The 24,799-nt window shown below is 70.6% G+C and carries 20 protein-coding genes; 6 read left to right on the top strand and 14 right to left on the bottom strand.

The window, feature by feature from the left end:
* Positions 1-63 precede the first annotated feature (63 nt).
* Complete coding sequence (locus KHU32_RS00650; RefSeq protein WP_213668127.1) at positions 64-810, bottom strand: SDR family NAD(P)-dependent oxidoreductase; 747 nt, start codon at positions 808-810, stop codon at positions 64-66.
* Positions 811-903: 93 nt separating this feature from the next.
* A complete protein-coding gene (gene purD, locus KHU32_RS00645) occupies positions 904-2,172 on the bottom strand; it encodes a phosphoribosylamine--glycine ligase (protein WP_213668126.1) in 1,269 nt (422 codons plus the stop codon).
* A 72-nt stretch (positions 2,173-2,244) separates the two neighbouring features.
* Here purD and xseA point away from each other — a divergent pair, with 72 nt between their 5' ends.
* From xseA to KHU32_RS00620, 5 genes are all read left to right on the top strand, one after another.
* On the top strand, positions 2,245-3,675 hold the full coding sequence (gene xseA, locus KHU32_RS00640; RefSeq protein WP_213668125.1) for an exodeoxyribonuclease VII large subunit: 1,431 nt from the start codon (positions 2,245-2,247) through the stop codon (positions 3,673-3,675).
* Entirely contained in the window at positions 3,672-4,454 is a 783-nt protein-coding gene (locus KHU32_RS00635) for a M23 family metallopeptidase (RefSeq protein WP_213668124.1), read from the top strand. Before xseA ends, KHU32_RS00635 begins: the two co-directional genes overlap by 4 nt.
* 159 nt (positions 4,455-4,613) lie before the next feature.
* Positions 4,614-5,912 carry an efflux RND transporter periplasmic adaptor subunit gene (locus tag KHU32_RS00630; protein WP_213668123.1) on the top strand — a complete coding sequence of 433 codons (1,299 nt, stop codon included), beginning with the start codon at positions 4,614-4,616 and terminating at the stop codon, positions 5,910-5,912.
* 10 nt (positions 5,913-5,922) lie between these two features.
* Entirely contained in the window at positions 5,923-9,084 is a 3,162-nt protein-coding gene (locus tag KHU32_RS00625; protein ID WP_213668122.1) for an efflux RND transporter permease subunit, read from the top strand.
* Positions 9,081-10,538: a TolC family protein gene (locus KHU32_RS00620; RefSeq protein ID WP_213668121.1), complete on the top strand. Its 1,458-nt coding sequence runs from the start codon at positions 9,081-9,083 to the stop codon at positions 10,536-10,538. The genes KHU32_RS00625 and KHU32_RS00620 overlap by 4 nt, the downstream gene beginning before the upstream one ends.
* Here the strand turns inward: KHU32_RS00620 and KHU32_RS00615 are convergent.
* From KHU32_RS00615 to hpnI, 10 genes are all read right to left on the bottom strand, one after another.
* Positions 10,535-11,878 carry a hypothetical protein gene (locus KHU32_RS00615; RefSeq protein ID WP_347265485.1) on the bottom strand — a complete coding sequence of 448 codons (1,344 nt, stop codon included), beginning with the start codon at positions 11,876-11,878 and terminating at the stop codon, positions 10,535-10,537. The two genes, KHU32_RS00620 and KHU32_RS00615, sit on opposite strands and share 4 nt — an antisense overlap.
* A gap of 13 nt (positions 11,879-11,891) precedes the next feature.
* Complete coding sequence (locus tag KHU32_RS00610) at positions 11,892-12,335, bottom strand: molybdenum cofactor biosynthesis protein MoaE (protein WP_213668120.1); 444 nt, start codon at positions 12,333-12,335, stop codon at positions 11,892-11,894.
* Positions 12,336-12,337: 2 nt separating this feature from the next.
* Complete coding sequence (moaD, locus tag KHU32_RS00605) at positions 12,338-12,589, bottom strand: molybdopterin converting factor subunit 1 (RefSeq protein ID WP_213668119.1); 252 nt, start codon at positions 12,587-12,589, stop codon at positions 12,338-12,340.
* Between the two features lie 4 nt (positions 12,590-12,593).
* On the bottom strand, positions 12,594-13,217 hold the full coding sequence (locus KHU32_RS00600; protein ID WP_213668118.1) for a hypothetical protein: 624 nt from the start codon (positions 13,215-13,217) through the stop codon (positions 12,594-12,596).
* 53 nt (positions 13,218-13,270) lie between these two features.
* Positions 13,271-13,873 (bottom strand): CDP-diacylglycerol--glycerol-3-phosphate 3-phosphatidyltransferase, encoded by a 603-nt coding sequence (gene pgsA, locus KHU32_RS00595; protein WP_213668117.1) that lies wholly within the window; start codon positions 13,871-13,873, stop codon positions 13,271-13,273.
* Between the two features lie 4 nt (positions 13,874-13,877).
* Positions 13,878-15,785: an excinuclease ABC subunit UvrC gene (gene uvrC / locus KHU32_RS00590; protein ID WP_249680463.1), complete on the bottom strand. Its 1,908-nt coding sequence runs from the start codon at positions 15,783-15,785 to the stop codon at positions 13,878-13,880.
* 1,536 nt (positions 15,786-17,321) lie between these two features.
* Entirely contained in the window at positions 17,322-17,747 is a 426-nt protein-coding gene (gene folB / locus KHU32_RS00585; RefSeq protein ID WP_213668116.1) for a dihydroneopterin aldolase, read from the bottom strand.
* A gap of 53 nt (positions 17,748-17,800) precedes the next feature.
* Positions 17,801-18,586 carry an SDR family oxidoreductase gene (locus tag KHU32_RS00580; protein WP_213668115.1) on the bottom strand — a complete coding sequence of 262 codons (786 nt, stop codon included), beginning with the start codon at positions 18,584-18,586 and terminating at the stop codon, positions 17,801-17,803.
* A 17-nt stretch (positions 18,587-18,603) separates the two neighbouring features.
* Positions 18,604-19,452: a hopanoid biosynthesis-associated protein HpnK gene (gene hpnK, locus KHU32_RS00575; RefSeq protein WP_213668114.1), complete on the bottom strand. Its 849-nt coding sequence runs from the start codon at positions 19,450-19,452 to the stop codon at positions 18,604-18,606.
* Positions 19,449-20,585, bottom strand: coding sequence for a bacteriohopanetetrol glucosamine biosynthesis glycosyltransferase HpnI (gene hpnI, locus KHU32_RS00570; protein ID WP_213668113.1), 1,137 nt, complete (start codon positions 20,583-20,585; stop codon positions 19,449-19,451). Before hpnI ends, hpnK begins: the two co-directional genes overlap by 4 nt.
* 45 nt (positions 20,586-20,630) lie before the next feature.
* On the opposite strand from hpnI, the gene KHU32_RS00565 reads away from it, so the two are divergent.
* Positions 20,631-21,545 (top strand): MlaA family lipoprotein, encoded by a 915-nt coding sequence (locus tag KHU32_RS00565; RefSeq protein WP_213668112.1) that lies wholly within the window; start codon positions 20,631-20,633, stop codon positions 21,543-21,545.
* Positions 21,546-21,597: 52 nt separating this feature from the next.
* Here the strand turns inward: KHU32_RS00565 and KHU32_RS00560 are convergent, their stop codons facing one another.
* Positions 21,598-23,673 carry a TonB-dependent receptor gene (locus KHU32_RS00560; protein ID WP_213668111.1) on the bottom strand — a complete coding sequence of 692 codons (2,076 nt, stop codon included), beginning with the start codon at positions 23,671-23,673 and terminating at the stop codon, positions 21,598-21,600.
* Between the two features lie 201 nt (positions 23,674-23,874).
* Positions 23,875-24,780 carry a LysR family transcriptional regulator gene (locus KHU32_RS00555; RefSeq protein WP_213668110.1) on the bottom strand — a complete coding sequence of 302 codons (906 nt, stop codon included), beginning with the start codon at positions 24,778-24,780 and terminating at the stop codon, positions 23,875-23,877.
* Between the last annotated feature and the right edge of the window lie 19 nt (positions 24,781-24,799).

Below are 24,799 nucleotides of genomic sequence, written 5' to 3'. Positions count from 1 at the left end.
CGCGTGAGGGAAGGCGGCGTGCCGGTTCCGATCGGAAGGATGGCATGCCGCCCGAGCGGGGCGTCAGGTCTCCGCGCCGCCATTCACCTGCAGCATCTGGCCGTTCACATAGGCGCCGCCCTCGCTGACCAGCAGCCGGACGACCGACGCCACCTCGGCGGGGGTGCCCATGCGCCGGCTCGGCACCTTGGCGACATAGCCGGAGCGCGCATTCTCCACGCCGGGTTCGTCGTCATCGGCCGCGATGGGGCCGGGCGAGACGGCGTTCACCGTGACGCCCTGGGCCGCGAATTCCTTGGCCAGCGCCTTGGTCAGGCCCCAGGCGCCGTGCTTGGCGACGGAGACCGGCGCGCGGCCGGCATAGCCGTGGATGGCGTTCATCCCGGTGAAGTTCACGATGCGGCCCCAGCCCTGGGCGATCATGCCCGGCAGCACGGCCTGGGAGAGCCAGACCGCCGCCTCCAGATCCACCGCCATCACGCGGGACCAGTCCTCGGGGCCGATCTCCAGGAAGGGCTTCTGCGGCCGCAGGGCGGCGTTGTTCACCAGCACGTCGATGGTGCCGAAGGCGGCCAGAGCCTCGGCAGCGAGGCGCCGGCACTCGTCCCGCCGGCCCACATCGCCCATGGCCACCAGCGCCTGCACGCCGAGGGCGCGTGCCTCGGCCGCCACGGCCTCGGCGGCGGCGCGGTCGGAGGAGCCGTTGACGACGACGTCGAAGCCCTCGCCGGCCAGCATCAGGACGGTGGCGCGGCCGATATTGCGCCCGGCGCCGGTGATCAGCGCGGCCTTGCGCGGGTTCTGGGTCATTCCTGGCTCACTTTTCCTCGTTGCCCGGCCTTCCCGGAGGCGACCGTGTCCTCCCCCTCTATCACCCCGCCCCGGCGCGGGACACCGGCGGCGCTAGAGCGCGCGCCAGCCGATGTCCCGGCGGCAGAAGCCCTCGGGCCAATCCACCTGGGCCACGGCGGCATAGGCGGCGTCGCGCGCCTCCTTGAGGGTGGCGCCCGTCGCGCCGATGCCCAGCACGCGGCCGCCATTGGCGACGAGGCGGCCATCCTCATCGCGGGCCGTGCCGGCGTGGAAGATCTGCACGCCCGGCACCTGGGCCGCCGCCTCCAGCCCGCGGATCTCGGTGCCCTTGCGCGGCGCGGCGGGGTAGCCCTCGGCGGCCATCACCACGAGCAGGCTGGCGGACTTCTCCCAGCGCAGGTCGAAATCCTTCAACTCGCCCTGGGTGGCGGCCAGCAGCGCCGGCAGCAGGTCGCTGCGCAGGCGGAGCATGAGCGCCTGGCACTCGGGATCGCCGAAACGGACGTTGAATTCCAGCAGCTTCGGGCCCTCGGCCGTCAGCATCAGCCCAGCGAAGAGGATGCCCTGGAAGGGCGTGCCGCGCCGCGCGAGCTCGGCCAGCACGGGCGTGATGCAGCTTTCCATCACCTGGGCCTGCAGGGCCTCGGTGAAGGCGGGGGGCGGGGAATAGGCGCCCATGCCGCCCGTGTTCGGGCCCGTATCGCCGTCGCCCACGCGCTTGTGGTCCTGCGCGGCGCCGAGCGGGACGGCATGCGTGCCGTCGCACAGCGCGAAGAAGCTGATCTCCTCGCCGACCATGCATTCCTCGATGACGAGGGTGGAGCCGGCGGCGCCGTAGATGGCGTCCTCCATCATCTCGGTGACGGCCTGCTCGGCCTCCTCGACGGTGGTGGCGACGACCACGCCCTTGCCGGCGGCGAGCCCGTCGGCCTTCACCACGATCGGCGCGCCCTGGGCGCGGATGTAGGCTTTCGCCGCCGCGGCGTCGGTGAAGCGGCCATGCGCGGCGGTGGGCGCGCCGGCGGCATTGGCGATTTCCTTGAAGAAGCTCTTGCTGCCCTCGAGCAGCGCCGCCGCCTTGCGGGGGCCGAAGCAGGCGATGCCGGCCTCGGCGCAGGCATCGGCCATGCCCAGCGTCAGCGGCACCTCGGGGCCGACCACGACGAGGTCCACGCCCTCCCGCTTCGCCAGCGCCACCTGGCCCGCGATATCCTCCGCACCGACGGGAAAGCACTCGGCGATCTCGGCGATGCCCGGATTCCCGGGCGCGCAGATCAGCCGCGTCAGCAGGGGCGACGCCGCGATCGCCCAGCACAACGCATGCTCGCGGCCGCCGCCGCCCACCACCAGAACCTTCATCGATCGCACCCTGATCTGGCCCCCTGAGAGGGGGCGCCTCCGCAACGCCGCGATCCGTCCTATACTGAGAGGATGGACGGACCCGGCAACAACATTCCCGAATACGGTGTGGGCGAGTTGGCCGGCGCCATCAAGCGCACCCTGGAAGGCGCCTTCCAGCGCGTGCGCGTGCGCGGCGAGCTGACGGAGGTGAAGCCCTATCCCTCGGGCCACATCTACCTCTCCCTCAAGGACGAGAATGCGAAGATCGAGAGCGTCGTCTGGAAGAGCGCCGTCTCGCGACTCGGGCTGAAGCCGGAGAACGGGCTGGAGGTGATCGCCACCGGCCGCGTCTCCACCTATGGCGACCGCTCCAAGTACCAGCTCATCATCGAGAAGCTGGAGTATGCCGGCGAGGGCGCGCTGCTGGCGCGGATCGAGCGGCTGCGGCTGGCGCTGCTGAAGGAAGGCCTCTTCGACGTCGAGCGGAAGCGCCGTTTCCCGCTGCTGCCCGAGGTCATCGGCGTGGTGACCAGCGAGCGCGGCGCCGTCATCCAGGACATCCGCACCACCCTGGCCCGCCGCTTTCCCCGGCGCCTGATCCTCTGGCCGGTCCCGGTGCAGGGGGAGGGGGCGGCCGAGAAGATCGCCGCCGCCATCAACGGATTCTCGGCGCTCAAGCCTGGTGGGCCCGTCCCCCGGCCCGACGTGCTGATCGTGGCCCGGGGCGGCGGCTCGCTGGAGGACCTGATGGCCTTCAACGAGGAGGTCGTCATCCGCGCGGCGGCGGAATGCACCATCCCGCTGATCTCGGCCGTGGGGCACGAGACCGACACCACCCTCATCGACTTCGCCAGCGACCGCCGCGCGCCCACGCCCACCGCCGCCGCCGAGCTGGCCGTGCCCTCGCGGGTGGAGCTGGCCGCCGACATCGCCCAGCGCGGCTCGCGAATCGCCCAGCGCATCGCCGCCCTGCTGCGCGAGAGCCGGCTGCACCTGCACCGTGCCGAGCGCGGCCTGCCCGACCTGCCCGCCATGGTGAATCAGCTGCGTCAGCGGCTGGACGACCGGGGCGAGCGGCTGCGCGTCGCATTGCCCGGCTTCGTGCAGGCCAAGCGGCAGGAGGTCGCGCGGCTCGGCGCCCATCTGCGCCACCCGCGCGAGGCCATCGCCGCCGGCCGCAGCGCGGTGGGCACGCTGGACCACCGCATGGGCGCTGCCTGGGCCCGCGCGCTGGCGAAGCGCCAGGGCGCCCCGGCCCTGGCGCGGCTCTCGCCGGCACCGGTCCTCGGGCTGATCCGCGAGCGCGCGGCGAAGGTCGAGGGGCTGGCCGCCCGGCTGGAGGCGGTGAGCTACAATGCCGTGCTGGCGCGCGGCTTCGCCCTGGTGCAGGGCGCCGGCGGCCAGACCATCACCGCCGCCGCCGAGGTCACGCCCGGCGCGAAGCTCACCTTGACCTTCCAGGACGGCCAGGTGGCCGCCACGGCCGCGCCGCCCAAGCTCGTGCAGGGAACGCTGTTTTGAAGCGCCGCGCGCTCCTCGCTCTGCCGGCCCTGGCGCTGGCCCGGCCCGCCGCCGCGCTGGAATGGCGCGGCGCCCCAAGCCAGGGCGCCCTTCTGCTCGGCCGCGGCGCAGCCGGCACGCGGCTGGCGCTGGATGGGCGGGCGGTGCGCGTCTCGCCGGAGGGCTATTTCGTCCTCGGCTTCGGGCGCGACCACGGCCCCCAGGCGACGCTGACCGAGAACGGCGCCCGTCGCACCATCGAGGTCGCGCCCCGGCAATGGGATGTGCAGCGCATCAACGGTCTGCCGCCCGGCCAGGTCACGCCCGATGCCGCGATCCTGGAGCGCATCCGCGTGGAACGGGAGCGGCTGGCGGCCGCGCGCGGACTGGACACCCCCCGCACCGACTTCGCCGCCGGCTTCGTCTGGCCGGCTCGCGGCCGGATCAGCGGCATTTACGGCAGCCAGCGCATCCTGAACGGCCAGCCGCGCCAGCCGCATTACGCGCTGGACGTCGCGGGGCCGGTCGGCACGCCCATCGCGGCGGCGTGCTCGGGCCGCGTTTCCCTGGCCGCTGAATTCCATTTCTTCGGAAAAGTGCTCGTGCTAGATCACGGCCACGGCGTGAACACGCTCTATGCCCATCTGTCCGCCATCGACGTGCGGGAAGGGCAGGAGGTCCGGGCGGGCCAGCGCATCGCCGCGATGGGTGCCACCGGCAGGGTGACCGGGCCGCACCTGCATTTCGGCCTGAGCTGGTACACGCTCTGGCTCGATCCGCAGCCGCTCCTGCCGGCGTGACGGGTGGGGGTTCTCCCCCGGCACGGACCCTGCGCGGGACGGTGTGGATAGAAATTCACCGGGCCTCCCTGGCCATCTTGTTCAGCTTCAGTTAATGTGAACAAACGGGCGAGCCTCGACCTGCTGGCCTGATTTTCGCGCGAATGGTTCGGGACATTCATGAACGTGATTCACCAGGATCCGGCAAAGCCCGATCAGCGCGCTGCGCCGGCGACGTCTGCGCCCGTTTCGGAGCCGGCAACCCCGCCGCGGACCAGCCGCCGGTTCCTGCCCTGGCTCGGCCTGGCCTTGGTGCTGGGCGCAGGCGCTTATTATTACGTGAACCACGTCGAGAAGCCGGCCCCCGCCCAGGCGCCGGCCCAGGCGGGCTTGCCCGCCGGCGAGTTCCGGCTGAGCGAGAACGAGATCCGCGCCCTGCGCATCGAGCCGATCGCCATGCGGGAATTCCGCCCCGAGCGCCTCGCCGAGGGCCGCATCGCCTATAACGACGACCGCTCCACCCCCATGCTCTCGCCCTATACGGGGCGGGTCATGCGCGCCTTCGCCCGCGTGGGCGACCAGGTCGAGGCCGGCGCGCCGCTCTATGAGATCGAGACGCCCGACGTCACGGGCGCGGCCAACGACCTGCTGGCCGCCCTCGACAACGTGCAGAAGAACACCGTCGCCCTCGCTCAGGCCCGGCGCGAGGATGCCCGGCAGGCGTCCCTCTTCTCCGCCCGCGCGGCCTCGCAGCGCGATGTCGAGCAGGCCCGCGCCGCCGCCGCCGCCGCCGAATCCGATCTGCGCAGCGCCAATGCCCAGGCCGAGGCCAATCGCGACCGCCTGCGCGTCCTCGGCCGCACGCCCGAGCAGATCACCGAGATCGAGCGCACGCGCCAGGTCAGCGGCCTCATCACCGTGACCGCGCCGCTCGCCGGCACCATCACCCAGCGCCGCGCCGGCCCGGGCCAGTGGCTGACGGCCGGGCAGGGCGATCCCGTCTTCACCATCGCCGACCTCTCGACCATGTGGCTCGTCGCCAATGTCCGCGAGCTCGACGTGCCGCTGATCCAGGTGGGCCAGCGCGTGGATGTCACGGTCGGCGCCCTGCCGAGCCGCCGCTTCGAGGCACGCATCGTCCGCACCGCCGCGGGGCTCGACCCCTCGACCCGCCGCCTGACGGTGATGGCCGAGGTGCAGGATCCGAGCCACGAGCTGCGGCCCGAGATGTTCGCGACCTTCCGTATCGAAGTGGGCGAGACCAACCGCGCCCCCGCCGTGCCGGCCAGTGCCGTGATCTTCCGCGGCTCCGAGGCGGATGTCTGGGTGGCGCTGCCTGACCGGCGCTTCGTGATGCGGCGCATCACCCCGGGCATCAGGTCGGGCGAGCTGATCGAGGTCCGCCAGGGGCTCGCCGACGGCGACCGGGTGGTCACCGGAGGCGCGCTCTTCATCGACCGCGCCTCGCGCATCGACTGAGGAACGACGGATGCGCCAGCTCGTCGCCATCTCGCTGCAGCAGCGGGCGCTTGTCATCCTCATGTTCGTCGTCTTCGTGGCGGTGGGTGCCTACGCCTTCCTGAAGCTGAACATCGAGGCCTATCCCGACCCGGTTCCGCCGCAGGTCGTGATCATCACGCAGAATCCGGGCGCCTCGGCCGAAGAGATCGAGCGCTACGTCTCCATCCCGGTCGAGCTCGCCATGGCGGGCCTGCCCAATCTGAATTCCGTCCGCTCGACGAGCCTCTTCGGCCTCTCGGACGTGCGCGTGCAGTTCACCTTCGCCTATACCTACGAGCAGGCGCTGCAGCAGGTGCTCAACCGGCTCGCGCAGCTGAACGAGCTGCCGGACGGCGTGCATCCCGAGATCAGCCCGCTCTCGCCCATCGGCGAGATCATGCGCTACCGCGTGGTGGGGCCGCCGGGCTTCTCCTCGGACGAGCTGAAGACGCTGCAGGAATGGGTGCTGGAGCGCCGCTTCAAGCGCGTGCCCGGCGTCGTGGACGTCACCAGCTTCGGCGGCCGCAGCAAGTCCTACAATGTGACGGTCAACCTGGCCCGCATGAACGCCTTCGGGCTGCAGCTGCCGGCCGTGATCGCGGCCGTGCGCGCGGGCAACAACACGGTCGGCGCGGGCACCATCAACATCGGGCCGCAGGCGGCGGTGGTGCAGGGCATCGGCCTCATCCGTCGCGTCGAGGACATCCGCAACATCGTCCTCGCCGCCTCGCCCGACGGCTCGCCGGTGCTGCTCTCGGACATCGCCGAGGTCGAGGTGGGCAGCCTGCCGCGCCTGGGTGTCGCCGGGCACGAGAACGACGATGACGTGGTGCTGGCGACGGTGCTAATGCGCCGCGGCGAGCAGACCCTGCCCACCATCCGCGGCGTGCAGCAGGAGGTGGAGCGCATCAATGCCGGCGGCGTGCTGCCGCCCGGCGTGCGCGTGGTGCCGCTCTACGACCGCGAGGACCTCGTGAAGGTCGCCACCCATATGGTGGTGCACAACATCATCGTGGGCGTCCTGCTGATCCTGGCGATCCAGTGGCTCTTCCTCGGCGACCTGCGCGGCGCCGTGGTCGTCGCGGCTACCATCCCCTTCGCCTTCTTCTTCGCCGTCCTGGTGATCCTGGCGCGCGGCGAGAGCGCGAACCTGCTCTCCATCGGCGCGCTGGACTTCGGCCTGCTGGTGGATGCGACCATCATCATGGTCGAGAACATCTACCGCCACCTGGCGCTGGCGCGGCGCAACCCGCAGCTCTACGCCAACCCGCAGGCGGCGGGCGGGCTTTCCGGCATTTCGCTGACGGTGCTGCGGGCGGGCAGCGAGGTGGCCAAGCCCATCCTCTTCGCGCTGCTCATCGTCATCGTCGCCTTCATCCCGCTCTTCACCATGGGCGGGATCGAGGGGCGCATCTTCGGCCCGATGGCCAAGACCTACGCCTATGCCATCGGCGGCTCGCTGATCGCGGCCTTCACGATCGTGCCGGCCCTTTCCGCCGTGCTGCTGCGCGAGGACAGCCAGGAGCGCGACACGCCGCTGGTCCGCCTCCTGCGCTGGGCCCATGGCCGCCTCTACCACGTCGCCATGGCCGCACGGGCCTTCGCGCTGACCCTCGCGGCAGTGCTGGTCGCGATCTCGCTCTTCGTGCTGTCGCATCTCGGCGCCGAGTTCCTGCCCACGCTGGAGGAGGGCAACCTCTGGGTGCGCGCGACCATGCCGGGCACCATCTCGCTCGAGGAAGGGCAGCCCACGGTCCGCGGCATCCGGGCCACGCTGATGGAGTTCCCCGAGGCGATCACCGTCACGTCCCAGCAGGGGCGGCCCGATGACGGCACGGACAGCGCCGGCTTCTTCAACGCGGAATTCTTCGTCCCCCTGCGCCCGCCCGAGCAATGGACCACCGCGCGCGACCGCAACGGCCTCGTCGCCGCCATCAATGAGCGGCTGTCGGAGCGCTTCCTCGGCGTGCAGTTCAGCTTCGCCCAGGCGATCAGCGACAACGTCCAGGAGGCGGCCTCGGGCGTGAAGGGCGCGAACGCCATCAAGGTCTACGGCCCCGACCTGGACGTGCTGACCCGGCAGGCGGAGCGGATCCGCGGCCTGCTCAACCAGGTGCGCGGCCTGACCGATATCGCGATCTTCCCGACGCTGGGTCAGCCGACCGTCTCCGTGACGATCGACCGCGCGCGGGCCGCGCGATTCGGCCTGCAGGTGAGCGACATCAACGATGTGATCCAGGCGGCCATCGGCGGGCGTGAGTCCGGGCGGCTCTACGAGCCCGGCGGCGACCGAAACTTCCCCATCACGATCCGCCTCGCGGCTTCGGAGCGCGACAATGTGGACGCGATCCGCCGCATTCCCGTCGGCGGACCGCGCGGCGCGGTGCTGGCCGACGTGGCCGATATCGAGATCGTCTCCGGCACGGCCTATGTCTATCGCGAGGAGAGCTCGCGCTACGTGCCCATCCGCTTCTCCGTCCGCGGCCGCGACCCGGCGAGCGCGGTGATCGAGGCGCAGTCCCTCATCGACCGGGAGCTGCAGCTCGAGCCCGGCTACCGGCTCGACTGGCTGGGCGAGTTCCGGAACCTGCAGGACGCGGTCGCCCGGCTGCTGACCATCGTGCCGGTGGCGCTGATGATCATCATGGTCCTGCTCTACGTGCAGTTCGGGAATTTGCGGGAAATGCTGCTGGTGATGGCGATGATCCCGCTCTCCCTGGTGGGCGGCATCATGGCGCTGGGGGTCGCGGGGCTGAACTTCTCCGTGCCGGCGGCCATCGGCTTCCTCGCGCTCTTCGGCATCACGGTGATGGAGGGGATCATCATGCTCTCGCACTTCAATCACCTGAGGCATGAGGGCATGACCTGGCGCGCGGCGCTGGATCAGTCGGGCCAGGACCGTCTGCGGCCGGTTTTCATGACCTGCTTCGCGAGCTTCTTCGGCCTGGCGCCGATGGCGGTGGCGACGGGCATCGGCGCCGACGTTACGAAGCCGCTGGCGATCGTGGTGGTCGGCGGCATCGGCCTGGTGCCGATCTTCATCCTGGTGATCTTCCCGGCGCTGATCGACCTTTTCGGCCGGCCGCGGGATCTGGCGCGGCAGGAGGCGACCCTGGCAGCCCGCCGCGAACGCGCGGGGCTGACGGCATGAGGTCCTCCCTTCTCCTGACGCTTCCGGTCCTCGCCCTCGCCGGTGCGACCGCGCTTCCGGCGCTGGCCCAGGCGCCGGCCACCCCCGCCTCGCCCGCGCGGCCGGCACGTGTGGCCGGTCCCGGCATGCAGCCCCTGCCGCTGCCCGGCCAGGCGCGCGTGCTGACCCTCGGCGAGGCCGAGCGCCTGCTGATCGAGCGCAACCTCACCGTCATCGCTGCCCAGCGCGGCATCGACATCGCCCGCGCCCAGCGCCTCGTTGCTTCCTCCATCCCGCCAATGCAGCTCAGCGCCGGCAATATGATCGGCGAGTTCAACGAGACCCGTTATTCCGGTGTGCGCGGCGCGCGCTTCCACGGCCCGAACAACAACGTGAATATCGGTCTCACCGCCGTCATCGAGCTCGGCGGCAAGCGTGAGCTGCGCACGCGCTATGCCAACGAGAACATCGCCGTCGCGGAGGCGCAGGTCCTGGACGCGCTGCGCAACCAGATCTTCAACCTGCGGCAGAACTTCATCGCTGCCCTCGCGGCTCGGGCCAACCTCGAAGTGGCCGTCGCCAATCGTGGCAGCCTCGACCGCACCGAGAACCTGCTGCGGCGCCAGGTCCGCGACGGTGCCCTGCCCGAGGGCGACCTGCTGCGCTTCCAGGCCAGCCGCGTGCCCTTCGAGGCCGATGTCACCACCGCGGCCCAGGCCTATGTCGCGGCCGTCGCGCAGGTGGCCGTCGCCCTCGCGCTGGATGCCGCCGCGCCGGTCCCGGCCGCGGCGCCCTCCCGCGATGCGACGCGCGTGGCGCTGCCGGCACTGGCCATCGACGTGCGCGGGCGCTTCGACACGGCGCCCGATATCGGCGTCTCGCGCGGGACCCTGGGCGATGCGGTGCAGAGCCGGCCTGACGTCGTGGTCGCCTCCCGCCAGGCCTCGGCGGCCGGGGCCAATACCACGCTGGCGGAATCCCAGCGCTGGCGCGACGTCACGGTCAATGGCGGCTGGACGCGCACGCAGCTGTCGCAGGATCTTCCCAATTCGTCGCAGCCGCTGATCGCGAACAACCAGTTCACGATGAACCTCTCGGTGCCGCTGTTCACCAGCCGGATCACGCGCGGCAATATCGGCGTGGCGCAGGGCGAGCAGTCGGCGAGTGAGGCGCAGGCGCGCAACGCGCTGCTGCAGGCCCGTGCCGACTTCGCCACCGCCTGGTCCGCCTACGAGCAGGCGCGGGCCCTGCTGCGCCTCTACACCGGCGGCGCGCTGACCCGGGCCGAGCAGGCCTATCGCAGCTCCGAGCAGGCCTATCTCGCGGGCGGCCGCAATCTGCTCGACGTGCTGGATGCGCTACGCACGCTGAATGCGACGCGGGTCGCGGCCAACAACGCGCGCTCTTCCTACCTCACCGCCCTCGCGCAGCTCGAATTCGCGACCGGCGTCGACGGGCTGGCGCCGCGCCTCTAGGCCTCGATCCGTCGGGAGGCCGGCGGGACTGCAGGGCGCCCCGCGAACAGCATCGCCGCCAGTGGCAGCAGCCAGACGACCCGCGCCTGGTAGCGGTGATGCGGCATGGAGAGCACGCCCGTCGCCAGGGCATTGCCGGTCAGCCCCACCAGAAGGCAGAGCAGCAGGCCGAGGCTGCGCAGGTCGCCCGACCGATGCGCCCGCCGCCAGGCCAGCAGCACGAAGGGCACCGCGAGCAGCAGGGCGATCGAGAAGAGCGGATTGAAGCGGCGCCCGATGGGCTTCAGCTCGTCCCGCATCTGCCGGGAATTCTCGAGGCGAGCCAGCTCGGCGGGCGGAAAGCCCTTCGCGACCTCCCGCTCCACCCCTGTTCCGGCATCGTGCCGCGAAAGGGTGTCGCCGATCTGGCTGCGGCGGAGCTGCGCCACGAAGTTGGAGAGCGCGTCGCCCAGCACCGCGAGCGGTTCCCGCCGCAGCGTCTCGGCGACGATGATGCGGGCCTCCGGGGCGAGGAGCACGCCGCCCAGGAAAATGGGCGTGCCGTCCGGCCGGCGGTTCACGGGGCTGTCGGGGGTCCAGAGGAAGACGTCCGAATTGGTGGGCAGCCGTCCGGCGAAGGCACAGAGATACCAGCCGGCCTCGGGGCAGCGCGCCTCGATGGTGCGGGCGGCGGGCCCATCCGCGATCAGCCGCGCGAGGAAGAAGGTGCTGCCATAGGGCGAGACCGCCAGCCGCCCATGCCCGACCAGGTTGGTGGCGAGCAGCAGCGCCAGGGCCCCAGCCAACGGAATCCCGGCGCGGAGCACCGTGCCCCAGCCTGCGCGCAGGATCGCGGCCAGCACGACCAGCGCGAAGATCACCGGCAGGTTGGAGAGGTGCGCGGCGGTGGCGAGGCTGCCCAGCACGATCAGCCAGGCCCGTTCCGCGCGGCCCAGCCGGTCCCATCCCCAGCCCAGCAGCGCCACGCAGAGCACGGCGACGGGGGTGAGGATGTCGGGCATCACCATGGCGGCCGACCACGGCGCGGCGGTGAAGAAAGCGAGCGCCGCGCAGGTGGCGAGGTGGCGCCAGGGCCGGGCCTGCCCCAGCACGTGCGCCAGCAGCCAGACGAGGTGCGAGACGATCAGCCCCTGGGCCAGCACCGTGCCCCAGAGCGTCACATGCTGATGGAAGACCCAGGCGAAGGGGCCGTAGATCCAGGGCTTGTCCCAGATCATCAGCGGTTCGACCGTCTGGGCCAGGAAGGCGGTGCTGTCGCTGAAGACCAGGGGATAGCCGTTGAGGAAGGCCGGCCAGATCAGCAGCAGCCCGCCGGCGATCACGGCGAGCGCGCGCCTCACCAGCGCTGGCCTTTCACCAACGCTCCGCCGCCGCGTCGTCCCCAGCCTTGGCCTCGACCCAGCGCGCGCCGCCGGCGGCGAATTCCTCGCGCTTCCAGAAGGGGGCCTTGGTCTTCAGCCAGTCGATCAGGAAGGCGCAGGATTCCAGCGCGGCCGCGCGGTGGGAGCTTGCGGTGAGCACCAGGACGATGGGCGCGCCCGGCTCCAGCCGGCCCACGCGGTGGATCACGGTGCAGCCCGTCAGCGGCCAGCGCGCTTCCGCCTCGGCGACGAGGCGGGCGAGCGCCCGCTCCGTCATCGCGGGATAATGCTCGAGCACCATGGCCGAGAGGCCGTCATCCGCGCGGCAGAGCCCCACGAAGCTCGCGATCGCGCCGATATCCGTGCGGCCCGCGCTCAGCGCCGCGCTCTCGGCGGCGGCATCGAAGGGCGCCTCCTGCACGGCGATGCGGCCCATCCTCAGCCCCCCGTGACGGGAGGGAAGAAGGCCACCTCGTCGCGATCCGAGACCGGCGTGCCGGGCGTGGCGAAGTCCTGGTTCACGGCGGCGCGGATGGCCGTGGGATTGGCGAAGGCCTCCGCATGGCGGGGGCTCAGCGATCCCAGGTGCCGCATCAGGGCGCCGACATCCGTCACGCCCTCCGGCAGCACCATGTCCTCCCCTGCCGCCCCGACCTTTTCACGAACCCAGGCGAAATAGAGGATCTGCATGACGTCAGCGCGGCGTCGGAACCTGCTGCACGTCGCCGCCCGGGCCGATGATGGTGGTCATGTTGCCGTCGCGGATGGCGACGCCGGGGCCCTGGGGGGAGATCGTGGACTGCACCCTGTCGGTTCCGCCGGTCGTGTTCACCGGGCCCTGCGGCGTGAAGATCACCTGGCCCTGGTTCCGCGGCGTATCGGTGCGCGCCGCGCGCGGCGGGGCCGGCGGCGGCGCATCGAAGGCGCGCATGGGCGGGACGCCCGTCACGACAGGATCGGCCGGGGCGGCGCTGCCACGGCGGCGCGGGGGCGGGGTGTCCTCGCTCGGCCGCAGGCCGCGCAGGGCCTCGTCCGGGTTGGCGAGGGTGGCGCGGGGACCTTCCTCGCGCGGCCAGACATCGCCCGGCTCGGTGGTGAGGGGCGGGAGCGCCGCGGCCTCGCCGCGATTCTGGATGCGCTGCACCGTCAGGCTGTCGGCCGGCACGGCCGGGCGCATGCCGCCCCAGCTGGGGCCGTAGCGGTCGGACATCCATCCGGTGGTCGAGGCGAATCCCGACTCCAGGCTCGAACAGCCGGACAGCGCCGCGCCCAGCCCGAGCAGCAGAAGCACCTTGGGCCCCGACTTGTTCAAACGCATATTCGACTCCCGCAACCTGTCGCGACGCAACATGCGCCGAGGTTCCTACGTTCTCAAGGCCGCTTGGTCGATTCGAGATGGGGGGTATCGCGGCTCACGTGATGCAGCCCCGCCACCCAATAGTCCCAACCCGTTACCAGCGTCAGTGCCGCTGCCGTCCAGAGCATGATCTCGCCGATCAGCGATATTGGCAGGAAGTCGAGGCCGACAACCCGGGCGCCGCTTTCGCCGGCCAGCAGCAGGCCGAGAGCGCCCATCTGGAAGCCCGTCTTCCACTTCGCCAGCGCCGTGACCGGCAGGCCGACATTCAGCCCCGCCAGATATTCGCGCAGGCCCGAGACCAGGATCTCGCGCAGCATGATGACAATCGCCGGCAGCAGCGCCCAGTTGGGCAGCCGGTCGAACCCGGCCAGCAGCATGAGCGCGGCGCCCACCAGCAGTTTATCGGCGATCGGGTCCAGCATGCGACCAAAATCGGAGACGATCTTGCGGTCGCGCGCGATCTTCCCGTCGAAGTAGTCGGTGATGGCAGCTGCGGAGAACAGCATGCTCGCCGCGAAGTCCGCCCATGGCTCCCTGAGGGCCACGGAAAGGACGAGCAGGGGGATCGCGAGTATCCGCGAGACGGTCAGGAGGTTGGGCAGATCGGTCGGCACGCCCCTATGTAGCTTGGCCTGCGCCCGGGTGGAAATGCTGGTGAATCCGACGTGCCAAGGCGGGGCCCACGCCGGGGCATTGGGCGAGGTCCTGTTCCCCCGCATTCCGCACGCCGCGGGCCGATCCGAAGTGGTTCAGCAGCTCCCGCTTCACCTTGGGGCCGACGCCCGGCACGTCGTCCAGCTCCGAGCGGGTGAGCGCCTTGGCCCGGCCGGCGCGGTGCGTGTTGATGGCGAAGCGGTGCGCCTCGTCGCGCAGGCGCTGGAGGTAGTAGAGGACCGGATCGCGCGGCGGCAGCTGGAAGGCCTCGCGGCCGGCCAGGTGGAACCATTCGCGACCGGCGTCGCGGTCCACGCCCTTGGCGATGGCGACCAGCGGGATGTCGTCCAGGCCGAGGCCGGCCATGATCTCCCGCGCGGCGCTGAGCTGCCCCTGGCCGCCGTCGATCACCACCAGGTCCGGCCAGCCTTCCTCGGCGCGGGCGGGGTCCTCCTTCAGGGCGCGGCCGAAGCGGCGCTCCAGCACCTCGCGCATCATGGCGAAGTCGTCGCCGGGGGTGAGGGCGGATTTGATGCTGAACTTGCGGTAGGCGCCCTTCGCGAAGCCGTTGGGGCCGCCGACGATCATGGCGCCATAGGCGTTGGTGCCCATGATGTGGCTGTTGTCGTAGACCTCGATCCGCTCGGGCCGTTCCGGCAGGTCGAAGAGCTTCTGCACGCCGTCCAGCAGCTGGCCCTGCGCGGTGGTCTCGGCCAGCTTCCGCTCCAGCGCCTCACGGGCATTGGTCTCGGCATGGACGACGACCTCGCGCTTGTCGCCGCGCTGGGGGCGATGGAGCTCCACCTTGCGGCCGGCCTTCACGGCCAGCGCCTCGGCGATCAGCGGGGCCTCCTCGACCTCGTGGCTGAGCAGGACGAGGGGCGGCGGCGGCAGGTCGTCGTAGAGCTGGGCGAGGAAGCTGCCCATCACCTCCTCGGGCGTGATGTCCGTGCGGGCATGGGTCAGGAAGTAGGGGCGGTTGCCGTTGTTGCGGCCGCCGCGGAAGAAGAAGACCTGCACGCAGGACTGTCCGGCCGCCATGTGCAGCGCCACCACATCGGCATCGCCCACGCCGTCCATGTTGATGCGGCTGTTCCCCTGGATCTGGGTGAGGCCGCGGATGCGATCGCGCAGCGAGGCCGCGCGCTCGAATTCCAGCGCCTCGGCGGCCTGCTCCATCTCGCGGGCCAGGCGCTTCTGGATGGTCGGGACCTCGCCGGCGAGGAACTGCTTCGCCTCGGTGACCAGTGCGCCGTACTCCTCCTTCGAGACGCGGTCGACGCAGGGGGCCGAGCAGCGCTTGATCTGGAAGAGCAGGCAGGGCCGGTCGCGCGTGTCGAAGACGGTGTCGCGGCAGGTGCGCAGCAGGAAGACGCGCTGCAGCGCCGTGATGGTCTGGTTCACCGCCCAGACGCTGGCGAAGGGGCCGTAATAGGCGGCGCCCTTGCGGCGCTCGCCACGGTGCTTGGCGATCTGCGGGAAGGGATGGTCGTCGCTGACCAGCAGCCACGGATAGGATTTGTCGTCCCTGAGGACGATGTTGTAGCGCGGCCTCAGCTTCTTGATGAGGTTGGCTTCGAGCAGCAGCGCCTCGACCTCGGAAGAGGTCGTGATGACCTCCACGCGGCGCGTCTCGTGCACCATGCGGCGCAGGCGCTCGGGCAGGCGGGAGAACTGGGTGTAGCTCGTGACGCGCTTCCGCAGCGCGCGCGCCTTGCCGACGTAGAGCGCGTCGCCCTTGCCATCGAGCATCCGGTACACGCCCGGCGACAGCGGCAGGGAGGGCAGCACGGCCTCCAGCACGGCGAGGCCGCTGGTCGGCTCGGCCTGCGGTTCCCCCGGCGGATCCCCCGGCGGTTCCTCATGTTGCATGGGCCCCCGCATAACCTTCGGCGTGTGATTGCTCAAGCTTCCAACTATCCCCGGAGCCTGTGGATAAGGCTGTGGGAGAGATGGTGCTGACGGGCGTTCAGGCGGCGTATGAGCTGGGGTTTAGTCGAATTGACTTAATTTAGGGCAGATATTCAGGGTATTGATTTTATTGAATTTTATTTTGACGTTCCTCGGATGAAGGCAGCCATGATGAAGAAAATATTGACGAATCAATGCGCCGCGGCTGGTCGCGCCAAGCGGTGGATGACTGCGGCTTTCCGGTGAAGAGGCGAAGGGGATCTCACCTGTCTTCCCGGCGAGGGAGGGGTGATGAGGATTCGGAAGGGAGCGGCGGCCAGGTCCATACTGCATGTGCCGTACTGGCCTGCGTTGGGGTGCCTAAGGTGATTGCGGGAGCCTGGCTGGGGGACGACCTGTGCGGTGGGACGGTTCCGGCCGCGCGTGGACAGCTCGGCAAACAAAGAGCCGTCCGGTGAGCAAGGGGCTCCGGACCATCGCCTCTGGCGAATAGAACATCGGCGAACCGCAATCGACATGACGTGCAAGGGGAAAGCCCCGCCCCATCGCCTCAAACCGTGCCGGCCGCGGGTGAATGAGGCCGTGGCACAAGTCTGATGAACCGAGGAAAATCAGCTCTCGGTGGACGGGCCTTGGCATACCCGCCGGCTTCGGATCGCTCAAGGCTGCAACTATCCCCTGACTCTGTGGAAAACACTGTGGGAGAGGAGGTGGGCATGGCCCTTCACGCGGCGTTTAACCTTGCGTTCAATCGAATTGACTGAAATTGAGGCAATTATTCAACGTATTGATTTTGCTTCTTATTATTCTGTTGAATTTCTGACGCTGCCTGCCATGACACGGTGAGTGTTGACGAATCGAACACGCTCGAAAATTGGCCGGAAAGCGGGTGGCTTGCGTGTTCCGTCGTCGGTCTGGCCTGGAAGAGCTCACTTTGAGCTGGCCAGGCCTCCCCAAGCCCTTTGCCAGGATAGCGGTGCGAATGGTTGGGCTGACGGGCCTTCCCGGAAGGCGCCGGCACGATACTGGTGCGAGGCGCCTCATGAAGTCCGGTGAGGGAAGTGGCTCCGTCGGGTGGTGATGGCTCCAGAGGGCTCCTGGCGCTCTCTTGCGGCAGCGCATGGGCCGTCGCCGCGCCTCTTTCTGGAGGAGGCGCGAGCGTCTCCGAACCCACCTATACCGACCTTCCAACTATCCCCGGGGCCTGTGGATAAGGCTGTGGGGTACTTGGTGCGGACAGGCTCTTACACGGCGTCTAAGCTGGATTTCCGTCGAATTGACCATATTTCAGGCATCCGGGAAATCTGTTGATTTCATTGGGATTTTTTCGATGAAAGCTTGCTTGCGTCGGCCGATTTTCAAAAAATGTTGCCGAATCAAGGCACCTGGGGATTCCGGGCCGAGCGGTGGATGATTCGTTCGCGACAGCGAAAACAAGCTTGACTCCGCCCGCACCCCAAGGCGCAGCGGGCGATAGTCAGTTCCGATAGAAGGACCTCAGAGGTTCGTCTGATCCCGCGTGCGCTCGATCGTCACGCCCACCGTCTCGGCATCGGCGAAGGCGTCCGGCTTCTCGATGGAGACGCGCGCCGTGCGGACCCTCGGATCCTCCAGCGCGGCGGCCGCGATCGTCTCAGCCAGGGTTTCTACCAGCAGGACGTGCCCCCGGGCCACCGCCTCGCGGGCGGCGTAGACCACGCGCTCGTAGTTCACGACGCGGCTGAGGTCGTCGGGCCCGATACCCACGGCTGCGCTCTCGTCCACCACGGCCAGGTCGATATGCACGCGGATCCGCTGCGGCCCGACCTTCTCGTGCGCATAGATGCCGAGGCGCGCCTGGAGCTCGAGGCCACGGACGAAGACCTGGCGGAGCTTCAGGGTCCCGTTCGAGGGAAGGGGGGCAGGCGGGGTGACACTGGTCATGTCGGGGTTCCGAGGCGCCGAAGTGCGGGGCGGCGCAACATAGTCCGCGATGGTCATTCGGCCATCCCCCCTGCGCCGCCGCCCGGGGCCCATTGGAGATGCTGGCCGCCGTCGAGGGTGAGGATCTGGCCGGTGACCGAGGGCAGCGCGACCAGCGCCAGCGCCGCCGCACCAATCTCCTCCGGGGAGCTGCCCCGCCGCAGCGGCACCGAGGCGCATTGCCGCTCGAACTGCGCGGCGGTCTGGCGCGGGCTCGGCAGGGTCGGGCCGGGGCCGATGCCGTTCACGCGGATGCGGGGCGCGAGCGCCAGGGCCATCTGCTGCGTGAGCGCCCAGAGGCCGGCCTTGGAGACGGTGTAGGTGACGAAATGCGGCGTCAGCGACAGGACGCGCTGGTCCAGCATGTTGATCACAACGCCCTCGGCCGCCTCGGGCAGGCCGCGGGCGAAATCCTGCATGAGCACGAAGGGTGAGCGGAGATTGGGCTCCAGGTGCAGGTCCCAGCTGGCGCGGGTGGCATCGTCCCACTCGTCACGCTCGAAGGTGCTGGCATTGTTCACCAGCACGCCGACAGGCCCGAGCGCCGCGCGGACGGCCGGCAGCAGGCCGACGACCTCGGCCTCCTGGGTGAGATCGGCCTGGAAGGCGGCGGCACGGCGGCCGAGCCGCGTGATCTCCGCCGCCAGCGCCTCGGCTTCGCCGACCGAGCCGTTGTAGTGGATCGCGACGTCGAAGCCCGCCCCGGCCAGCGCCAGGGCGATGGCCCGGCCGAGCCGCTTCGCACCCCCGGTGACGAGGGCGACGCGCGGAATCTGCTCGGAAATCGGAAACGGGCTCACCCGGCCTTCCTGAGGCGTCAGGCGGCGTTCGGCAAGAGCATGGCCGCGTAGCCGCCGCGGGGCGTGCCGGCCAGCGCCTCGGCCACGCGAGGGTCGATCAGCGCGGCGAGCTCGCCCGGGTAGTCGTAGCCCGGGGCGCTGCCGGAAAAGCCGCCGGCCGTGGCCGGGTGGAAGTAGAGCTCCGTCACGCCGTCGGGCAGGTGCGGCAGCACGCCGAGCAGGCGGTCGGCCGTGAAATGGCCGGACCAGGCGAGGCCGACCACGCGGTCCGGCGCCACGAGGCCGTGGCGCGCGGCCCGCCGGCGCAGGAAGCGGCACCAGGGGCGGATGGCCCATTCACCCGTGCCCGGCGCCTCGGCCTCGATGGCGCGGACGAGCGTGCCTGGCTCCCAGGGCAGCCGCAGGCAGCGCATGCCCGCCGCCGCGGCGGCGCGGATTAGCGCGGCCGCGATGTTCGGATGCAGGTGATAGTGCTTGTGCGCGTTCACATGGTCGCAGGGCAGGCCGGTCTCGGCGAAGCGGGCCATCTGGGCCGCGACCTCGGCCGCCAGCTCCGCGCGGGCCTCGCGCGAGACGGCGAGCGTCAGCCCCATGCCCGCCATGTCGTCGCGGAAGCGGCCGTTCCTTTGCGTCAGCGACGGGAGCTGCGCGGCGGGGAGGGTGGGCACGCCATCCGTCAGCGTCAGGTGCAGCCCGACCGCCAGGCCGGGATTGGCCCGCGCCACGCGCACGCCCTCCTCGAAGCCGGCCTCACCGGTCATGAGGCTGGCGGCCGTCAGCACGCCCTCGCGATGGGCGCGCTCGATCCCCTCATTGGTCTCGGCGGCGAGGCCGAGGTCGTCGGCATTGAGGATGAGGCGCCTCACCGGGCCTCCTCCACCATCTCGCCATTGGGGCCGATGCGGTAGCGGCGGTCGCGCCAGACGACCTGGCCGCGGGCCAGGGCCGTCAGCCAGATGGCGAAGGAGAGCAGGTCGCGGACGGGCAGCCAGGCCCAGCGCCGCCAGCCGCCGGCCACGCCCAGCGCGGAATCCACGCCCGAGGCCAGCGCCCAGCGGGCGCCCAGCGCGATGGCCAGGGCGCCGACCGTCCAGTCGCTGGGCGAAAGGGCGAAGGCCAGCAGCGCCCAGGGCAGCGGATGCGTCAGGCCTAGGCCCAGGAAGCCCGGGAAATTCAGCAGACGCAGCGTCCGCGCCCAGCGCAGCTCATGGGCCCAGAGCGCAGCCAGGCTCGGCTCGTGCATCACATGGACGGGGATCGACGGCGAAACCTCCACGCGCAGGCCGAGCCGGCGCACCGCGGCACCCAGTGCATGATCGTCGGCCAGCAAGGGCAGCAGCGGCTCGAAGCCGCCGATCTGCTCCAGCGCGTCGCGCCGCAGGGCCATGGTGGCGCCGTAGCAGCCCTGGGCCTTGCCGAGGCTCTCGCCCAGCGCGGCATTGGGCAGGAAGTGCCAGTCGATGCCGAGCGCGGCCAGCCGGGACCAGGCGCCGTCATCGGCGGCCTCGCCGCGATAGAGGCAGGTGACGAGACCGGTTTCGGGATCGGCCAGCGGCGCCGTCACCGCGGTCAGCCAGTCCGGCGCGCAGCGCATGTCGGCATCGGCGACGACGAGGGCCGGGTGCTGGGCCTCGGCCGCCAGGTGCACGAGCTGCGAGACCTTGCGGTTGGCGCCCAGCACCGCGCCCCCGGCGAGGAAATGCGCTGGCGTCGGGCTGGCCGTCATCGCGGCCTCGGCGACCGGCCGCGCGGCATCCGCGGGGTCGGCGGTGCCGAACAGCACCTCCCAGGGCGCGGCATGGGTCTGCCCCAGCGTCGCGGCGAGGTTGCGGGCCAGGCCGGGCTCGTTGCCGTGCAGGGGCTTGAGGATGCTGGCCGCCAGCGCGGGCCCCCGCGGCGGGGGCGTCGTGGCGAGGCGGCGGAGGGCGCGGCGCGCGGCCAGCGCCTGGCCGGCGCCGGCCAGCGCCAGCAGCAGGAAGGGGATCGCGATCCAGGACACGGGCCTCATATCGCGCAGCACGGCGGGGTGCGGTAGTGTCCCCCCGTGAAACGAACACGCTCGACCCTGCTGCTCGCGCCCGTGCTGGCGCTGGGCCTCGCCCTTGGCGCCTGCGCCAGCTCCGACGGCCGGCCGGCCACGGATCCCCGGGATCCCTGGGAGGCGACCAACCGCCAGATCTTCGACTTCAACCTGCGACTCGATGATGCGGCCATCCGGCCGGCAGCCGTCGCCTATCGGGACGGCGTTCCCGACGGCATGCGCACCGCCATCCGCAACTTCCTGAGCAACCTGAACGAACCGGTGGTCTTCGCGAACAACATCCTGCAGCTGCGCCTGCTGGATGCCGGCCACACGCTGATGCGCTTCTACATCAACACGGTGGGCGGCGGCCTCGGCTTCTTCGACATCGCGACGCCCAACGGCCTCGTCCGCCGCACGGGCGATTTCGGCCAGACGCTCCATTCCTGGGGCGTGCCCGACGGGCCCTTCCTGATGCTCCCCATCATGGGCCCGACCGTGGTCCGCGACGCGATCGGCGACGGCATCGACGCGGCCGCCAACCCGATCGGCCTGCTGACGGGCTCCATCTTCTCGAGCGCGACGGCGCATATCATCGGTGTCGGCCGTGGCGCGCTCAGCGGCATCGACCTGCGGGCCGAGAATATCGACACGCTGGATGCGCTGCGGGCCGACAGCCTCGACTTCTACGCCCGCCTGCGCAGCATCACCCGCCAGCGCCGCGACGCGGAGCTCGGGCGCAGCGGCAGCGAAACCGACGCCATCGTGCCGCTCGACGATCCGGGCGACGAAGCGGGCGGCAGGGCGGCGACGCCCGCTGCCATGCCGGGCACCCCGGCGGCGGCGCCGGCCGAGCTGCCGGGCATCCACATCACGCCCCCGCCCGGCGAACCCGACCCCGCCTGGGCGCGCAACATGCCCCCCGGCGCGCGCTTCTGAAGCCTCCCCGCTCCCGCCAAACGGCGGGAGCGGGTGACGACGAACAGAGGTCCTAGAGCGTGCGGGAGAGGCCGGCGAAGATGCCGCGCCGCATGCCGTATTGCGGCGCGCCGACGCCGATGCCGGTGCCGTCGCGCAGCTGGTAGCTGCGGTCGAAGAGGTTCAGCACGTCCAGCCGCGCGGTCCACTTCCCGCCGCCGGCGATGGTGAATTCCTGGCTCAGGCCCAGGTTCACTGTCACATAGGGCGTCACGACCTGGCTGTTGGCGAAGCCGCGCCGCATGCCGCTGCCATAGAGCAGCGTCGAGGAGATATTGCCGCCCTCCCAGACGTTATAGGCCACGCCCGCCGAGCCGGTGATGAGCTGGTCATGGTCGGTGCGGACGAACTTCTTCTGCACCTGCGCCAGCTCCGCCTCGCTCCAGAAATACTGGTTGGAGACGAGGCCGCGCCCCTCCGAGCGGGACAGCGTCAGGTTGCCGTAGGCCAGCAGCGCGCCGCGGCGCCATTGGGCGGAGAGCTCCGTGCCGAAGACCCGGCCCTCGCGGTAATTGTAGGGCGAGAAGATATAGGCGCTGCCGAACTGGCCGAGGTCCTGCATGTCCCGGACCGAGCGGTAATAGGCCTCGGCGCCCAGCGTCAGGTTCTCGCCGATGCGGTGGCGCAGGCCGAGGTTGAAGTAGTGCGCGCGCTCGGGCCGGGCGGGGCTCGCCTGCAGCACCTCGGGCGCCAGCGTCGTGCCGACGTAGCGGTACAGCGCCGGGCTCGTCAGCAGCTCGGAGGGCGGGGGCGTGAAGTAGCGCGCATAGCCGAGGGAGACGGTCGTGGCGTCGCTCGGCCGCCAGACGAGGTTCGCGCGCGGGCTGAGCTGCGAGGCGTTCACCTGCTGGTTCATCACGTCGAAGCGGCCGCCGAAGTTGAGCGTCAGCTGGTCGGTGATCCGCCATTCGTCCTGCGCGTAGACGCCGTAGAGCTGCCCTTCGATGCGCCCGCGCTCGCGGATGGTGTAGGGCGCGTCGAAGGTGGCGCCCTGCGCGTCCAGCGGCAGCACGGTGCTGTTGGCGATGTTGCGCGTCACGTCGCCGGAGACGAAGAACCCCGCGCGCAGCGTATGCGCCTCCGCGAGCCGCCAGGAGGCATCGCCCTGCAGACCGATGGAGGTGTTGCGCTTGCGCGTCTCGGCCCCCACGCCCGAGAGGATCACCTCGCCCACCGTGTCGGGCACGTAGCTGATCGAGGTCTGCCGCATGAAGGCGGAGACCTGCACGTCCAGCGCACCGTGCGAATGCTGCACGGCCAGCAGGCCGAAGCTGGAGCGTTGCCACTGCCGCGCGCGCAGGCTTGCGCTGTCATAGCTGTCCTGGCCGAAGGCGGTGAATTGCGGCGCCTGGCCGGGGACGTTGGGGATCTGGAAGCGCGACTGGTTGGTGCCGCCGATGAAGGAAAGGCGCGTCCGGTCGTCGAGGAGCCAGGCCATGTTCACGAGGCCGCGCACCTGCTCGGTGCTGTTGTGGATGGCCTGGGGCGCGCTGGTCGGATTCTCGAAGCCGCGATCGCTGCGCAGGTAGCTGCCGGTCACGTAGTATTCGAAGGGGCCGACCGCGCCGCCATAGGCGAGGCTCGGCTGGAACTGGCCGAAGCTGCCGCCATAGAGGCTGGCGCTGCCGCCGGGATCCTGCGCACCGGAGCGCAGGCCGATATCGACGATGCCCGCCGTGCGGTAGCCGAACTGCGCCGGCAGGGCGCCGGTCACGAGCTCCACCGCGCGCAACCCGCGCGCATCGAAGAGCTGGCCGAAGCCGCTGATCGCCTCGGGGATGATCACGCCATTGATGCGGTACTGCAGGTTCCGGTGATCGCCGCGGACATGGAGGTCACCCTGCGCCTCCTGCACCACGCCGGGCGCCTGCAGCAGCACCTGGTTCAGCGAGGCGCCGCCGCCCTGGGGCAGGCGCTCGATGGTGTCGCGGTCGATGCGCGTCACGCTGGCGCCGAGCGAGGGGGCGATGCCTGTCCGCGCCGTGTCGAGGCGGGAGGACTGCACCTCGATGGGGTCGAGCTCGATGACCGGGCTCGCTTCCTGCGCCGCCGCCAGGCAGGGGACGAGGGCCAGGGGCAACCCGCGCATCAATATGTGCACCATTCTTCACCTCTTCATCGGTAGAGCTGTAGAGATCTTCAGTAAATCAAATAAAAACAATAACTTATGTAAAGAAGCCGATTCAGGGGGCGTCCGCAACCGGCGGGCTGAGGACATGAAAAAACCCGCTGGCGTGGGGCCGGGCGGGCTGGGAATCCGCAGGCGAAGGGGCGGTTGGGCCCCGCGCGGTCAGGGGGTGTCCGAGGCCTGGCCCTGGAAGCGCGCGATGAGCCAAGCGGCGGCCGGGCCCGGCGGGACGTCCGCGCGATAGATGCCCTGGAGCGGGTACTCCGCCGAGCGGAAGTCCGGCATGTCGAGCCGGACCAGGCGCCCGGCTTCCAGATCCTCGCGCACCACGGGCAGCGGCATGTTCCCCCAGCCGATGCCCTCGCGCAGCAGCATGTGCTTGGAGCCGAGGTCGGCCAGGCGCCAGGTCCGCACGCCGACCACGGCGAAGTCATGGCCCTCGGTGAGCGGGGAGCGGTCGGTCAGCACCAGCTGGACGTGATCGCGCCCCGCGCCGACAGGATTGCGGCCCGCCTTGGCCAGCGGATGGTCCGGCGCCGCGACGGGCACCAGCTCCACATGCCCCAGCGCCACCCGTTCCAGCGCGGGCAGGGGCTGCAGGAGCATGCCGCTGACGCCGAGGCTCGCGCGCCGGTCCAGCACCATCTGGGCCACGGCACCCAGTGCCTCGACGTAGAGGCGCAGCGTGACGGTCGGGAAGGCCTCGCTGAAGGCCCTGAGCGCATCCACCACCCGCGCCGCCGGCAGCATGACGTCGAGGGCCAGGTGGACCTCGGCCTCGAGCCCTTGCCGGAGGCCCCTCACCCTCGCGCGCAGGCCGTTCACGCCATTGGCGATGGCACGCGCCTCGGTCAGCACGGCCTTGCCGGCCTCGGTCAGCTGGGGACGCCGGGTGGTTTCCCGGTCGAAGAGCGCGACGCCGAGCTGCGCCTCTAGCTGGCCGATGGAATAGCTGACGACGGAGACGGCGCGGCCGAGGCGGCGCGCGGCGCCGGCGAAGCTGCCGGCCTCCTCCACGGCGAGGAAAACCTTCAGCTGATCGAGGGTGGGGGTGCCGGGCTCCGACATTTCTAAAATCTCGAATGTT

It is taken from the genome of Roseococcus pinisoli, from assembly GCF_018413645.1.
Classification (GTDB): domain Bacteria; phylum Pseudomonadota; class Alphaproteobacteria; order Acetobacterales; family Acetobacteraceae; genus Roseococcus; species Roseococcus pinisoli.
This window is presented reverse-complemented; position numbering and strand designations above follow the sequence as displayed.